At 71.6% G+C, this 10,743-nt stretch carries 23 protein-coding genes and 1 pseudogene; 7 read left to right on the top strand and 17 right to left on the bottom strand.

The genetic code is table 11. The annotated features are described in order from the left end of the window. Nucleotides 1-112: 112 nt before the first annotated feature. From O7620_RS31470 to O7620_RS31430, 9 genes and pseudogenes are all read right to left on the bottom strand, one after another. Nucleotides 113-538, bottom strand: a complete 426-nt coding sequence (locus O7620_RS31470; protein ID WP_278121056.1) for a hypothetical protein — start codon at nt 536-538, stop codon at nt 113-115. After that, nucleotides 535-774: a hypothetical protein gene (locus tag O7620_RS31465; protein ID WP_278121058.1), complete on the bottom strand. Its 240-nt coding sequence runs from the start codon at nt 772-774 to the stop codon at nt 535-537. The genes O7620_RS31470 and O7620_RS31465 overlap by 4 nt, the downstream gene beginning before the upstream one ends. Continuing rightward, entirely contained in the window at nt 771-983 is a 213-nt protein-coding gene (locus O7620_RS31460) for a DUF6011 domain-containing protein (protein WP_278121060.1), read from the bottom strand. Before O7620_RS31460 ends, O7620_RS31465 begins: the two co-directional genes overlap by 4 nt. Continuing rightward, the gene (locus O7620_RS31455) at nt 976-1,494 is read right to left on the bottom strand and encodes a hypothetical protein (protein ID WP_278121061.1); all 519 of its coding nucleotides are present in this window, start codon (nt 1,492-1,494) and stop codon (nt 976-978) included. The genes O7620_RS31460 and O7620_RS31455 overlap by 8 nt, the downstream gene beginning before the upstream one ends. Beyond that, nucleotides 1,491-2,063, bottom strand: a pseudogene (locus tag O7620_RS31450) (sigma-70 family RNA polymerase sigma factor); the annotation flags it as partial. The pseudogene O7620_RS31450 and the gene O7620_RS31455, both read right to left, overlap by 4 nt. An 80-nt stretch (nt 2,064-2,143) precedes the next feature. Then, nucleotides 2,144-2,446 (bottom strand): hypothetical protein, encoded by a 303-nt coding sequence (locus O7620_RS31445; protein WP_278121062.1) that lies wholly within the window; start codon nt 2,444-2,446, stop codon nt 2,144-2,146. Next, nucleotides 2,443-2,730, bottom strand: coding sequence for a hypothetical protein (locus tag O7620_RS31440; RefSeq protein ID WP_278121064.1), 288 nt, complete (start codon nt 2,728-2,730; stop codon nt 2,443-2,445). The genes O7620_RS31445 and O7620_RS31440 overlap by 4 nt, the downstream gene beginning before the upstream one ends. After that, the gene (locus O7620_RS31435; RefSeq protein WP_278121066.1) at nt 2,727-3,458 is read right to left on the bottom strand and encodes a hypothetical protein; all 732 of its coding nucleotides are present in this window, start codon (nt 3,456-3,458) and stop codon (nt 2,727-2,729) included. Before O7620_RS31435 ends, O7620_RS31440 begins: the two co-directional genes overlap by 4 nt. A 47-nt stretch (nt 3,459-3,505) precedes the next feature. After that, nucleotides 3,506-3,799 carry a hypothetical protein gene (locus O7620_RS31430; RefSeq protein WP_278127285.1) on the bottom strand — a complete coding sequence of 98 codons (294 nt, stop codon included), beginning with the start codon at nt 3,797-3,799 and terminating at the stop codon, nt 3,506-3,508. Here O7620_RS31430 and O7620_RS31425 point away from each other — a divergent pair. Then, nucleotides 3,798-4,646: a tyrosine-type recombinase/integrase gene (locus tag O7620_RS31425; RefSeq protein WP_278126753.1), complete on the top strand. Its 849-nt coding sequence runs from the start codon at nt 3,798-3,800 to the stop codon at nt 4,644-4,646. The genes O7620_RS31430 and O7620_RS31425 overlap by 2 nt on opposite strands. Before the next feature lie 67 nt (nt 4,647-4,713). On the opposite strand, the gene O7620_RS31420 is transcribed toward O7620_RS31425, so the two are convergent. Continuing rightward, a complete protein-coding gene (locus O7620_RS31420) occupies nt 4,714-5,043 on the bottom strand; it encodes a hypothetical protein (protein WP_278126754.1) in 330 nt (109 codons plus the stop codon). Nucleotides 5,044-5,304: 261 nt separating this feature from the next. Next, entirely contained in the window at nt 5,305-5,544 is a 240-nt protein-coding gene (locus O7620_RS31415; RefSeq protein WP_278126755.1) for a winged helix-turn-helix domain-containing protein, read from the bottom strand. Between the two features lie 116 nt (nt 5,545-5,660). Between O7620_RS31415 and O7620_RS31410 the strand changes: the two genes are divergently transcribed. After that, a complete protein-coding gene (locus tag O7620_RS31410; protein ID WP_278126756.1) occupies nt 5,661-5,912 on the top strand; it encodes a hypothetical protein in 252 nt (83 codons plus the stop codon). 10 nt (nt 5,913-5,922) lie between these two features. Here the strand turns inward: O7620_RS31410 and O7620_RS31405 are convergent, their stop codons facing one another. Further along, entirely contained in the window at nt 5,923-6,678 is a 756-nt protein-coding gene (locus O7620_RS31405) for a GntR family transcriptional regulator (RefSeq protein ID WP_278126758.1), read from the bottom strand. A gap of 132 nt (nt 6,679-6,810) precedes the next feature. On the opposite strand from O7620_RS31405, the gene O7620_RS31400 reads away from it, so the two are divergent. The 5 genes from O7620_RS31400 to O7620_RS31380 all read left to right on the top strand — a co-directional run bounded on the left by O7620_RS31400 (nt 6,811) and on the right by O7620_RS31380 (nt 8,610). Continuing rightward, complete coding sequence (locus O7620_RS31400) at nt 6,811-6,975, top strand: hypothetical protein (protein ID WP_278126759.1); 165 nt, start codon at nt 6,811-6,813, stop codon at nt 6,973-6,975. Then, complete coding sequence (locus O7620_RS31395; RefSeq protein WP_278126761.1) at nt 6,972-7,292, top strand: hypothetical protein; 321 nt, start codon at nt 6,972-6,974, stop codon at nt 7,290-7,292. Before O7620_RS31400 ends, O7620_RS31395 begins: the two co-directional genes overlap by 4 nt. A gap of 17 nt (nt 7,293-7,309) precedes the next feature. Further along, nucleotides 7,310-7,564, top strand: a complete 255-nt coding sequence (locus O7620_RS31390; RefSeq protein ID WP_278126763.1) for a hypothetical protein — start codon at nt 7,310-7,312, stop codon at nt 7,562-7,564. An 81-nt stretch (nt 7,565-7,645) separates the two neighbouring features. Continuing rightward, entirely contained in the window at nt 7,646-8,071 is a 426-nt protein-coding gene (locus O7620_RS31385; RefSeq protein ID WP_278126764.1) for a hypothetical protein, read from the top strand. Nucleotides 8,072-8,313: 242 nt separating this feature from the next. Then, a complete protein-coding gene (locus tag O7620_RS31380) occupies nt 8,314-8,610 on the top strand; it encodes a hypothetical protein (protein WP_278126766.1) in 297 nt (98 codons plus the stop codon). A 92-nt stretch (nt 8,611-8,702) separates the two neighbouring features. Here the strand turns inward: O7620_RS31380 and O7620_RS31375 are convergent, their stop codons facing one another. From O7620_RS31375 to O7620_RS31355, 5 genes are read right to left on the bottom strand one after another with little or no spacing between them, the layout of a single operon-like run. Continuing rightward, nucleotides 8,703-8,930 carry a holin gene (locus O7620_RS31375; protein WP_278126768.1) on the bottom strand — a complete coding sequence of 76 codons (228 nt, stop codon included), beginning with the start codon at nt 8,928-8,930 and terminating at the stop codon, nt 8,703-8,705. 9 nt (nt 8,931-8,939) lie between these two features. Further along, nucleotides 8,940-9,170, bottom strand: coding sequence for a hypothetical protein (locus tag O7620_RS31370; RefSeq protein ID WP_278126769.1), 231 nt, complete (start codon nt 9,168-9,170; stop codon nt 8,940-8,942). Continuing rightward, nucleotides 9,167-9,457, bottom strand: a complete 291-nt coding sequence (locus tag O7620_RS31365; RefSeq protein WP_278126770.1) for a hypothetical protein — start codon at nt 9,455-9,457, stop codon at nt 9,167-9,169. Before O7620_RS31365 ends, O7620_RS31370 begins: the two co-directional genes overlap by 4 nt. Nucleotides 9,458-9,463: 6 nt before the next feature. After that, a complete protein-coding gene (locus O7620_RS31360) occupies nt 9,464-10,243 on the bottom strand; it encodes a hypothetical protein (RefSeq protein ID WP_278126771.1) in 780 nt (259 codons plus the stop codon). Between the two features lie 10 nt (nt 10,244-10,253). Continuing rightward, nucleotides 10,254-10,706 carry a hypothetical protein gene (locus tag O7620_RS31355; protein WP_278126773.1) on the bottom strand — a complete coding sequence of 151 codons (453 nt, stop codon included), beginning with the start codon at nt 10,704-10,706 and terminating at the stop codon, nt 10,254-10,256. Nucleotides 10,707-10,743: the final 37 nt, after the last annotated feature.

Below are 10,743 nucleotides of genomic sequence, written 5' to 3'. Positions count from 1 at the left end.
GCCAGGGCGAACTCGGCCACCGTTTCTAGGTAGTCGCGAAGGCCTTGGCGGATCCGCTCGGCGCGGGCCCGGGCGACCTCTTCCGTGGACCGTTCGGTCAGCTCTTCGAGGGTCACCGCGCTGCCCTCCGGGCCGCCCGGGCGGTGCGGCGGCGGGCGCCGCCCTGGGTCCAGGCGTAGCCGAGCTGCTTGCGGCCGTCGGCGGCGAGGACGCCCCAATGCCAGCGGGGTTGCCACCACGGTCTGGCTTCGATCAACCGGGGAACGAAGTCGTAGATGCGGGCCGGCGGCAGGGACTCCAGCAGCAGTGTCACGGTGGTCTGCGACGACGTCGGCAGCGGGCGACGTCCGTCCAGCGGATGCCGGACGTTCGCCGGCTCGGCACGGTCCGCGACGACCGGAACAGCAGGCCGAACCGCAGCGGGCAGACGGCCGAGGCGTTCGGCCTGGCCCGGCCGGTACTGCGGGTACGTGGCGTACCCGGGCCGACGGGCGGCGGCAACGCGCAGTTCGGCGTCGTTCAGTCCACGACCACTCACCGGTACTCCTCTCGATCGTGTTCGCCGAGCACCGCGGCGTCGAGCGCTGCGGCGGCCTCGATGCGCCACGCCGGTTGCGGCTTCGGTGCGGGCACGGTTTGGGGCGGGGGTGCGGTGTGGCCGGCGTCGCCGGCGGCGCCCACGCGCTGGCAGGAGCGGCAGACGCGGCGGCCTCGGTGGTCCGGGCCGATCCCCGGGTCCGGATCCCACGTGTCGCAGTAGCGCGGTGCCGTCACCGGTCGCCGCCCTCGGTCTCGTCGACCACCTGGTCGACGTCGGCGAGCAGATCCGGTCCGGTCTGGGCGGGCCCGCCGCCCGCCCGGCCGAGGCCGGGCAGGACGGCGGGTTCCGGTCTGGTGTTCGCGTCGCACACCGGGCCGCGACCACGAGCTCGGCTCTCCGGCGTACGCAGCTTCCGCCCGCACAGGTCGCAGTTCTTATCCATCGCTGAGCCCGGTCCGGACCGGCCAGCGGTCGATCACGTCGGTCGGGTGCACCGCGGTGATCGGGTGCCGGACCAGCTGGTGGGGGAGCGCGGCGGTCGCCTCGGCCGCGCCGATCAGGATCGCCCGGAGGCGGCCACGGACGTCTGGGGGCACCCAGCAGCCGGACAGGTCGACCGGGTCACCGGTGCCGTATGCGTCGACGATGCGGTGCACGTACACCGGCGTCACCTGGACGTCGGCCTGGTTGCGGTAGAAGGCGGCCAGGTGCAGCCCGTCGGGCCGCCACTGGTCCCAGATGTCCGCCGCCTGCCGCATCAGCTTGGGGACGTCGGCGGGGTTCGCGCAGTGCAGCGCGACGTCGCGCAGCTCCCGGTACGCGGCGCCGGCGCGTTCACCGTCGTCGAGCTGCCGGGCACGGGCACCGAGTCCGGTGACCAGGGCACCGAGGATCCCGCCGGCGATGAGCGCGCCGATCACCAGACTGGTCACGGCGTAGATGTCGAGCTTCATCGGGGGACCTCCGGGGTCTCGAAGCCGGTGGGGAGCAGTCGGGCGAGCGCCCGGGTGGCCCGGTACTGGAGCGCCTTGACCGCGCCCTCGTTCTTGCCCATCTCGGCCGCCACCTCGGCGACGGACAGGCCCTGCAGAAAGCGCAGGACGATGCACTTGCGCTGCTCCGGGTTGAGCTGCTGCACTGCGGTGAGCAGCGTCAGGTTCGTGATGTGGTCGACGACCAGCTGGTCGGGGCGGCCCTCCGGCGTGCGGTCGACGCGATCCGCGCCGTACTCGGCGACGTCGGTCGGGCGCTCCAGGCGGTACCGGCCCGACTTGAAGTGGTCGACGGACAGGTTCCGGGCGATCGTCACGAACCAGGCGCCCGGGTCACGGCCCAGCCAGGTCACGCGGTCGATGCTGCGCAGAGCGCGCACGAACGTGTCTGCTGCCAGGTCCTCGGTCAGGTGGTGATCGCCGACACGCCTGCGGATCACCTTGCAGACCATCGGGTGGTACAGCCGGTACAGCTCGGCGAAGGCCTCTCGGTCGCCGGTCTTCGCCGCGTCGATCAGCTGCCACCGCTCGCGGCCGTCGTCGTCGGTCTGCTCGATCGCCGGCGGGCCGGCCTGCCCCGGCACCCGCGCCAGCACGGTCACCGCGGCGGTCACCGGACACCCGCCGGGGACACGTCGAGCACGGTCAACAGGACCAGGTCGCCCTCGTCGGTGTCCGGCCACGGATCCGCCGGCGGCGGCAGTACGCCCCACGCCCCGGACACCGGCGGGAGCACGGCCGACGTACGCAGGGCACGCCGGCGAGCGGCGCGCTCTTCCCGTCGCCGCTGCGCCACCCGCACGTCGTGCCTGCGGCACAGCCACGCGACCAGCGCGACCAGCAGCACGGTGACGAGCAGCCCGCCGACCTCCGGAGCGGCGTCCCGGATGCCCTGGGCGATCCCGGCGATCACGCGCCACCGTCCCGGGTCTCGGTGTCGCGAGCCGCGTCGTGCTTGATCAGAGCGACCGTGATCGCCGACTGGAGGGACTGCACGAGCAGGTTCGCGGCCTCCAGATCCTTGACGGACATCTCCGCGACCGCAGCGATGAGCAGGTCCTCGCTGCTGCACGGCAGCGCCCAGTCGTGATCGATCTGCACGGCGGCGGCGAGCATGGCCCGGCCCTCGGGCGACACGCAGCGCCGACGCTCTTCCATCCGCTCCAGCGCCTGCTGGACCGTCAGCTTGACGGTCATGCCGAGGCCGCTTCCCGCTGCTGGGCCGGGCGGATGCAGGCGGCGACGGTGATGGGGAAGCCGCGCCAGGTCGCGTGCACGGTGTAGATCAGCCACCGGTCGCCGGCCAGGTCGACCGTTTCCTCGGTCTTCGCGTCGGCGGCCACGCCGAGCACGACGGCCCACTCCGCCGCGTCGGTCGGGGTGTCCAGCTCCACGTTGATCGCCTCGTCGGCGGTGAAGCGGACGATGCGGGGTGCGGGCAGGGCCGGGTCGTCTACCGCGAAGCAGAGCCGGGAGATCTCGCGGAGCATGTTCGCCCGAGCGATCCGGATCCGCGCCGGCTGGTTGGCGGGCGCCGCCGCGACCGGCACGTGCGCCGCCGATACCTGGGCGACCGGCTTGGCCTCGGCGCGGACCTGAGCGCGGCGGCGGTCGGCAAGCGACACCGGCTCAGCGTCGGTGAAGTCCACGCCGGAGCCGCACGGGCGGTTGCGGACGTCCTGGGTCAGACCGAAGGGCGTGAAGCCGGCCGCGGTGATGATGCTCGCCGCCGGGCCGGAGTGCTCGGCGCACAGGTTGACCGTGCCGACCAGGTCGCCGAGCACCCTGGCGTCGAGGTCGGGGGCGACCGGCCGGCGGATCTCGTAGCGGGTCGTCGACCGGTTGGCGCAGTGCGGCAGCTCCGGCAGACGCACCGGCGTTACCGCGGCGAGCGCGTCCTGCGCTGGAGTCGGTACGTTGGTCATCTCGACCGTCCTTCCTGACTGGGTTGGTTGCGGGTAGAGATCTGGGGTCACGGCGTGTGGAGCGCCGTGACCCCTTCTTGCTGGATCCGGTCCATCTCCTCGTGCAGCCGCTGCCGCTCGTACTCGCGCCGCTCTTCGGCGGTCGCCGGACGCAGCCACATCCGCAGCGGCTCCGCCGACGGCGGAGCCGGCGCGGTGACCGTGGCGACGACCAGGATATCCCCCGTGCCGCCGACCAGGCGCCGGCCCTCGCCGATCCACCGGCCCGCCGGCCGATAGCCGCACCCCGCCGCACCGGCACACCATCGACACCCTGTCGTCGTCCGGGGGGACCACCACATGATCATGATCACAGCCGCTCGCGCGCCGCACTCGCACGAGATGCTTGACGCGTTCGTCCGGCATCTGCGCGATCTCAGCCGCGCGACCACCACGATCGAGACGTACAGCGACCTGCTCTGCCGGCTGGACCGCACCCTGCCCGAGGGCCTGGCCTACGCGTGCACCGACGAGCTGCGCGAGCAGATCTACGCCGGCGACCGAAAGCCGGCCACCACGGCGCTCTACCGGGCCGCCGCTGTCGCCTTTTACAGCTGGGCGACCCGGGACTCCGATCCGTGGCTGGACTACAACCCGGCCCAGCACCTGCCCGCCGCCAACGTTCGGGCCCGCGCACCCCGGCCCGTCACTCACCAGCAGCTCGGCGACATCCTCCTCCGGGCGCGAGAGCCGTACCGCACGTGGTACCTGATGGCCTCGGGCCAAGGCATGCGGTGCATCGAGATCTCGCGCGTGGACCGCGAGGACATCACCGAGACGGACACCTGGATCTACGGCAAGGGCGGCCGGGAGCGGATCGTGCCCACCCACCCCGCGGTGTGGGCCTCCGTCGTCGACCTACCTCGAGGACCGATCGCCCGGACTCCAGACGGGTCAGCCCGGGCGGATCGCCGGCAGGTCCGAGAGCGGGCGAACTTCTACCTGCAGTCCCGACTGCGCCACCGTGGTGTCACCATGCACCGGTTGCGCCACTGGTACGGCACGTACGTCCACCAGGCGGCCGGTGGCGACATCCGGGTGGTGCAGGAGCTGCTCGGCCACGCCAGCCCGACGACGACGCAGGTCTACGTGGCGGTCGCCGGCGGGGCCAAGCGGGCCGCGGTGACCGCGCTCCCGCTGCCGATCTGAGCGGATAACGCCGGCGCCCGGGTTCATCCTCCCCTGCATGGATGATCCCGGGCGCTGCTGTGTCGGGCTAGCGGATCCGGCGCGGCCGGCGCAGCTGCTGGCGCATCACCTCCGGCGGCACCACGTGGCGACTCGCCGACTCGGCGGCCCGCACCGGGTCAGTCGCCGCCTCCACGCGCGGACGCCGGTCATGAGGCAACAGCGCGCGACTGGCGACCACCACAACATCAGCCCGGCCGGAGCGCATCATCCGCAGCGCATCGTCCCACGTACGGACAACGCCGCCGAAGACGTACCCGCAGGCCTCCACACGCTCGATGCAGGGCGTGGCGGCAGCGGAGAAAGCCTCTGGGGTGGCGAGGGATGCGGGCACGAACACAACAGCATGGTCGGGCATACGGGGCTCCCTTGGTGATGGTGATCATCGGGGGAGGACCATCAGACAACGTCCCGTGGACGAGACGGGAGGGCCGACCGGTGGAGTCTCGACGGCCCAACCGGCCCAGGGCCAATCGGTCAGCGGAGATGTGGATCATCGTTGTGATATGAGCGACCGACCGTGACGGGGCCGACGTATCACCGAATTAATTCCGATTACCGTGCGTAATCGTGAGATTGATGCCTGTAGTCACGCGCGCGGGCGGGCCGCTGCCCGATATCACTGGACGCGCCACGAGTCGCGATCCTCCACAAACACCCCCGCACCCGGCACTCCGTACGTCAGGCGGCGCTGACGTAGCACGATGTGCGCCTTCTGGATCGTGGGGACGGACACCGAGTAGAGCAGGGCCAGCTCGCGCATGCTCGGCAGTGAGGTGTGTGGCGGGTACTCACCGGCGGCGATGCGAGCTGCGAGGTCGTCAGCAATCTGCTCGTACGTCAGCCGGCGGGCGGGCATCGGATCGTGATCTCCGTGGGTTGGGCCCAGGGATCACACCATGTGCGAATCGCCGCATCAACGGCCTGCTTGCCCTAGATATCTAGCCTTTCTAGGGTGCAGAGAGTTGCTGACTGATGATCGAGAGTGCGGGGGAGTCGAGTGCGGGGTTCCGCCAGATCGTCGCCGTGCAGCTCGCGCTGGCGACCATCCTGGCCGGACTGCTCCTCATGGCGATCGGCGCCGCAGCGCCGCAGCTGCAGCCGCCGCCGACGTCGCCGGCACGGACGTGGCGGCCGGCCACCGAGTTGGAGCGGCGTGAGTACGAGCGGCAGCGGCTCCTCGAGGAGATGGACCGGCTGTATGGGAGCCCGCCCCCGACGCACTGACCCTGGCGCCTCAGCCGAGCGGCATCCGGTCGTAGACGCGAGCGACCCGGCGTGCGTCGGCAACGGACCGCAGGAGCTCCACTGGACGGCCGGCGCGATCCCGGGTTGTCCGCCAGGTCTCCAGCACCATGCCCGCGTCCGGCAGATCCAGCTGCTCCTGCTCGTCCGTGGTCGGGCCACGACCGGCGACCTCTTCCGTCGCAGTGGCCAGCTCTATGCCCGCGGCGGTCAGCGCGGCGTAGAGACCGCCTACGACCTTGGCGCTGTGCTCCAGCGCGGTGCCGGCGGCGACGTCCACCGGGATCCAGGAATCCTGCAACTGCGCCAGGTCGTCACCGGCGTGCATCAGCCGCCGGCGGTGCACCACCTCGGCGTCGGGCGGCAGCTCCAGGCGCCGCGCCACGTCCGCCGGCGCCGGCTCCCGGCCGACACCCGTCACTTCCACCCGCGACGGCACGCCCTGCTCCGCGCAGGCGGTTTCCCACGGGCCCAGCTCCCGGCCCGGGCGGCTCGGGTCGACCGCGCCGGCGTAGTGAGTGAGGGTCACCCGCACCGGCGGCCGCGCGACGATCGTGCCCTGGCTGGTCGCCGTGGTTACGAGGCCGGCGGTCTTGAGCGCGGCGAGCGCCCGGCGCACCGTCTCGCGGGACACGTCGTACTCCGCGGCGAGAGCCTGCTCCGTCGGCAGCCGGTCGCCTGGCTGGTGGGTGCCGGCCTCGATCGCGCTGCGCAGCGCGGCGGCGATCTCGCGGTAGCCCATGGGCATCAGGTCTGCCTCCCGTCCCGAGCGGTCGATCAGTCACCAGTATGCGTACGCAGAAGCTTGACGGACACCCCGGATCGTGCGCACACTCAGGGTAGAGGTTTGCGTACGCAAACCACCGTTGAGGGGACGTCGATGTGGCGCAACCTGATCAACCGATTCACCCGCCGGTGGCCCCGCTGCGAGCCCTCCGCCGGCCGGACCTGGGAAGCCGCCGACCGGCAGGCCGCGCAGCAGCGGCTACGCGACCTGGCGGCGCGGCGGCGGGCCGCGCATCTCTACGACGGGCCGTCGGCATGATGGCCGAAACGCCGTCCAGCGTCCGCGCCGCCTCCGAGGCCCGCTACCAGCAGGCCATCCGCGAGCTGGACGCGCTGGAGGCCCGCCTGGCCGACGAGCACGTGCCCCGCCGGCCGGAGTGGGAGTGCCAGACCTGCGACGAGCCCGGCACGCCCTGGCCGTGCGCGCCGGCTCAGGTGCGTCTCTTGGAGGCGTACCGCCGTGACCGGATCGGACTGTCGATGCACGTCGGCGCCCTGTACCACATCGCCGCGGCGGAGCGGCCCGGCGACGACCTGGACGAGCTGTACGACCGGATCGTCGGCTGGATCCGATAATCCCCACACCCGGCACCGTGGTCCATGTCGGCGAAGCGTGCAGCGTGCAGTTCGCCGACAGTCGCGCACTGCGGGTCCGGGTGATCAGCGTCGACGACCGGCCCACCTACCCGGGCTGGATCTGGCTCACCGGGTACGTCCTCGGACCCACCGGCGATGCCCTGGAGAAACGCGAGCTGTACGTCCAGCACGCCGGGCTCCGTGAGGTCGCCGCGCCCCGCGCCACTGTCACGGCGCCGGCGCGGCGGGCCCGGCCGCGTACGCGCACCTGATCCGCCCCAGATTGGACGGCCCCGGGAACGGCGACGCAACCGCCGCCCCAGGGCCTTGATCAGACACGGGAGGTCTGACCCATGCACCATCCTCACCGAACACGCCGCACCGTCAAGGCCCTGGCGTTCGTCCTCGCGATCGCCGCGGCGCTCGCCTGCGAGGGCGAAGGCGGCGTGAAGAGCGATCGGCCTGCCGGCGACCGCGCCGTCGACCCGAAAGCTCAGCGCACCGTTACCATCCGCATCACCGAGGCCACCGGCCCCTACGACGTGTACGTACGGGCTGCGAAGGCCGGCGAGGCGCGAGGCGACCACACCCGCGACAAGATCGCGGGCGGTGAGTACAAGCAGACACTGGACTACACGTCGGGGCTGAAGATCGAGATCACCATTACCGCGACCGGCCACCGCACCGACATGTTCCGCTGCGAGATCGCCGACGGCGAGAAACGCGCCCGGGAGCGCGGCGCAGGTCAGGTGCAGTGCAAACTCACGACCTCGCGGTGACCCGGCGCGTCAACCACGCCCAGGCTCGGCGGACCCGCTGACGCCAACCGAGCGCCAGAACGTGCTCCGGGGGATTCAGTCGCCAGCCACCAGCAGTCATACAGGCAGTATGGCATCCAACACGCACCGCGAAAACGCCCCCGCTCACCGAAGTGAGCGGGGGCGCTGCCGTTCCTAGCCGACACGCGAGTCCGGTCGCGTACCTGACAGCCCGAGTTGACTCCACTGCGTACGGTGCGGCGATGACCCGAACTCCCATCATGATCGGTGCCGCCGTGGTCGTCCTCGGTGCTGGGATCGCCGGCACCGTCCTCTACCTCGACCAGACCGGACCGGCGGACCAGCCCGTCACCACCTCGACGGCCGCCGCCGACCCATACGATGCCTATCTGAAGATCGCCCCCGCCGGGGCACCCAAGCTCAGCCGGGAAGATGCACAAGCCCGAGCGGTCCTGGGATGCGGGCAGGCATGGGCGCCGGGCACCGTGGACGCCGCGCTCGCCGAGGCGTACGCGGCTCTGTGCCAGCGGAGCCGATGAGCGGCACCCACAAGGCAGAGGCCAACGACAGCGCCCCGACCCCGCCTCTGAGGCGGTCGGGGCGCTGTCGTTCGTACCAGGCGGATCCGATGCTACTGCTCGCCTCCGACGAGGCTCGGCGAGTCGGGCTCGCCCGCGCCGGCCGACACGATCGACGTGAGCACCGACAGCAGCGCGGCGCCGGCCGCGACGCCGCCGGCGAGCGGGAAGTCAGCGTGCAACACGTTGAACCCGTCGAGGGCCCACAGGCCCAGCAGGGCCTGCGCGGCGGACTTACCGGCGCGCTCGACGGTGGCCTTCCAGAACGTGCGGGTGAACATTGAGCCTCCTCATGGGCAGCCGAAGTCGGCCCGCAGGCGGGCGATGTCTTCGGCGATCTTCCGGCCCGCCGGCGTCTGCGGCGGGGTCACCTCGTACGCGTCGTCCAAGGTCGTGACGACGCCGCACCACTTGCGTTCCGACTCGCGCGCGGACGCGTTCGTGTACGCGATCGACGCGAGCCCGGCGCCGAGCGCGGCGACCAGGGCGACGATCAGGGTCTGCCAGCCGCGGAACGTCATGGTTCAGCCGCCCCGGACGGCGTTGGCGATGGAGATGATGACGGTGGCGGCGGCGAGTCCGGCGCCGGAGACGGCGATGGACCGGACGCTGTCGTAGTACCGCCACTGCTGCGCAGCGACAACAGGCCCACCCCGGCCGGGATCCCGAGCACCGACACGAACGTGACCAGCAGCGCCTCGGACGCCTGCCCCGGCGGCACGAGCACGGTCTGATGGACGATCCCCCCGAGTCCCACCAGGATGCACCCGAGATCCAGTGCGATCCTGATGACGCGTTCGATCTTCACGCACGGTCACGACGCCGGATCGTCGCCGGCGACCAGGCGCGCGGCCAGCTCGTCGACGACCTGTTCGGCGGTCAGCTCGCCCGTGCCAGCGCGGCGGACCAGCTCGACCAGGGCGGCGTCACGCTCCGACTCGACGGCGGCCACCTGGTCGATGCGGTCGAGAATCGCCTTGGTGTCGAGGCCCTTCGCCGCGGCGAGCACAGCGGCGAGGGTGGCGTCGGTGCGCTTCTGCCACGCCTCGTCGCGGATGCGCCACTTCACCGGCTCCACGGACGGGTCGCCGACACCCCACGCCTCAATGATGCTGCTGGCCTTCGCAGTCATGTCGTCCTCCGTGCTGCTGGTTGAAGATGTCCTTGCGGCCACGGCGGGCCACGGGCCGGCGTTCTCATCGTCGGCCGCCCACCCCGAGGCGTGGACGTGGCCGGTGTGCTGGTCGGCACCGGTGTACTTCGTCTTGCGCCACCCGTTGGACCGAGACCAGATGTAGCCGTTCCAGATGACGTAGTAGAGCCGGGCTCGGGCCTTCGGGTCGGCGACCAGCCGGGCCACCAGGGCGTCGGCGTCGGCCTTGGTGAACTTCGGGCCGAGCATGATGTCGATGGCGCGGTGCTCCGGCCGGTTGTCGGCGTCCTCCAGCTCGGGCCGGCTGCCGGGGGTGTCGTCCTCGTTGTGCCCGGACGCGCTGGCCTTGTGTGCCGCGTCGCCGATGCCGTACACGACGACGCCGGGCCACTGGCGTTTGACGTCGTCGGTCAGCGCCTGCATGTTCGCTGCACGGGTCACGATGCCTCCCTCAGGACTCGATCAGCCAGGCTGCGAGGCGGCAGTTGGCGAGCAGGTTGAAGGTGCTGCCGCTGGTTTGGTGTGCGAATAGTTGGAGGGTGTCGCCGGCGGCGGCGACGTGCGTGTCGGTGAGGGTGACGTGTGTGTTGTCGCCGGACACCGCTGGCCGGGAGTCGATGTACGGGTAGGTGGAGGTGGCGTTGACGTCGATGAGTAGCCGCCGTAGGCCGGTGGCGTTGGAGGTGAACGCGCCGAACGCCGCGAAGGCCCACAGGCCGGCGACGGGCAGGGTGATCACGGTCGACGAGGGTGCGAACATGGCCGCGTTGTCCCAGTCCTCGGTGTCGAAGGTGACGCCCGTGATGGTGCCGGACGTCAACGACAGGGTGGTCGAGCGGCGGGCTCGCACGCTGCGGGTGTTCAGCCGGGCGGGGGTCAGATAGTCGCCGGTATGGACAGACATCGGGGGTCCTCTCCTACAGCGCCGCTACTGCGGGTTG

Source organism: Micromonospora sp. WMMD710 (assembly GCF_029626045.1).
Lineage (GTDB): Bacteria > Actinomycetota > Actinomycetes > Mycobacteriales > Micromonosporaceae > Micromonospora.
The sequence above is the reverse complement of the archived record's forward strand: the minus strand, read 5'-3'. Positions and strand labels throughout refer to the sequence as shown.

What these genes read in the sequence shown, in the direction of transcription:
- O7620_RS31460 (WP_278121060.1), bottom strand. Translation starts at nt 983, where the DNA reads ATGGATAAGAACTGCGACCTGTGCGGGCGGAAGCTGCGTACGCCGGAG.
- O7620_RS31455 (WP_278121061.1), bottom strand. Translation starts at nt 1,494, where the DNA reads ATGAAGCTCGACATCTACGCCGTGACCAGTCTGGTGATCGGCGCGCTC.
- O7620_RS31440 (WP_278121064.1), bottom strand. Translation starts at nt 2,730, where the DNA reads ATGACCGTCAAGCTGACGGTCCAGCAGGCGCTGGAGCGGATGGAAGAG.
- O7620_RS31435 (WP_278121066.1), bottom strand. Translation starts at nt 3,458, where the DNA reads ATGACCAACGTACCGACTCCAGCGCAGGACGCGCTCGCCGCGGTAACG.
- O7620_RS31425 (WP_278126753.1), top strand. Translation starts at nt 3,798, where the DNA reads ATGATCATGATCACAGCCGCTCGCGCGCCGCACTCGCACGAGATGCTT.
- O7620_RS31430 (WP_278127285.1), bottom strand. Translation starts at nt 3,799, where the DNA reads ATGTGGTGGTCCCCCCGGACGACGACAGGGTGTCGATGGTGTGCCGGT.
- O7620_RS31420 (WP_278126754.1), bottom strand. Translation starts at nt 5,043, where the DNA reads ATGCCCGACCATGCTGTTGTGTTCGTGCCCGCATCCCTCGCCACCCCA.
- O7620_RS31415 (WP_278126755.1), bottom strand. Translation starts at nt 5,544, where the DNA reads ATGCCCGCCCGCCGGCTGACGTACGAGCAGATTGCTGACGACCTCGCA.
- O7620_RS31410 (WP_278126756.1), top strand. Translation starts at nt 5,661, where the DNA reads ATGATCGAGAGTGCGGGGGAGTCGAGTGCGGGGTTCCGCCAGATCGTC.
- O7620_RS31405 (WP_278126758.1), bottom strand. Translation starts at nt 6,678, where the DNA reads ATGCCCATGGGCTACCGCGAGATCGCCGCCGCGCTGCGCAGCGCGATC.
- O7620_RS31400 (WP_278126759.1), top strand. Translation starts at nt 6,811, where the DNA reads ATGTGGCGCAACCTGATCAACCGATTCACCCGCCGGTGGCCCCGCTGC.
- O7620_RS31395 (WP_278126761.1), top strand. Translation starts at nt 6,972, where the DNA reads ATGATGGCCGAAACGCCGTCCAGCGTCCGCGCCGCCTCCGAGGCCCGC.
- O7620_RS31385 (WP_278126764.1), top strand. Translation starts at nt 7,646, where the DNA reads ATGCACCATCCTCACCGAACACGCCGCACCGTCAAGGCCCTGGCGTTC.
- O7620_RS31380 (WP_278126766.1), top strand. Translation starts at nt 8,314, where the DNA reads ATGACCCGAACTCCCATCATGATCGGTGCCGCCGTGGTCGTCCTCGGT.
- O7620_RS31375 (WP_278126768.1), bottom strand. Translation starts at nt 8,930, where the DNA reads ATGTTCACCCGCACGTTCTGGAAGGCCACCGTCGAGCGCGCCGGTAAG.
- O7620_RS31370 (WP_278126769.1), bottom strand. Translation starts at nt 9,170, where the DNA reads ATGACGTTCCGCGGCTGGCAGACCCTGATCGTCGCCCTGGTCGCCGCG.
- O7620_RS31355 (WP_278126773.1), bottom strand. Translation starts at nt 10,706, where the DNA reads ATGTCTGTCCATACCGGCGACTATCTGACCCCCGCCCGGCTGAACACC.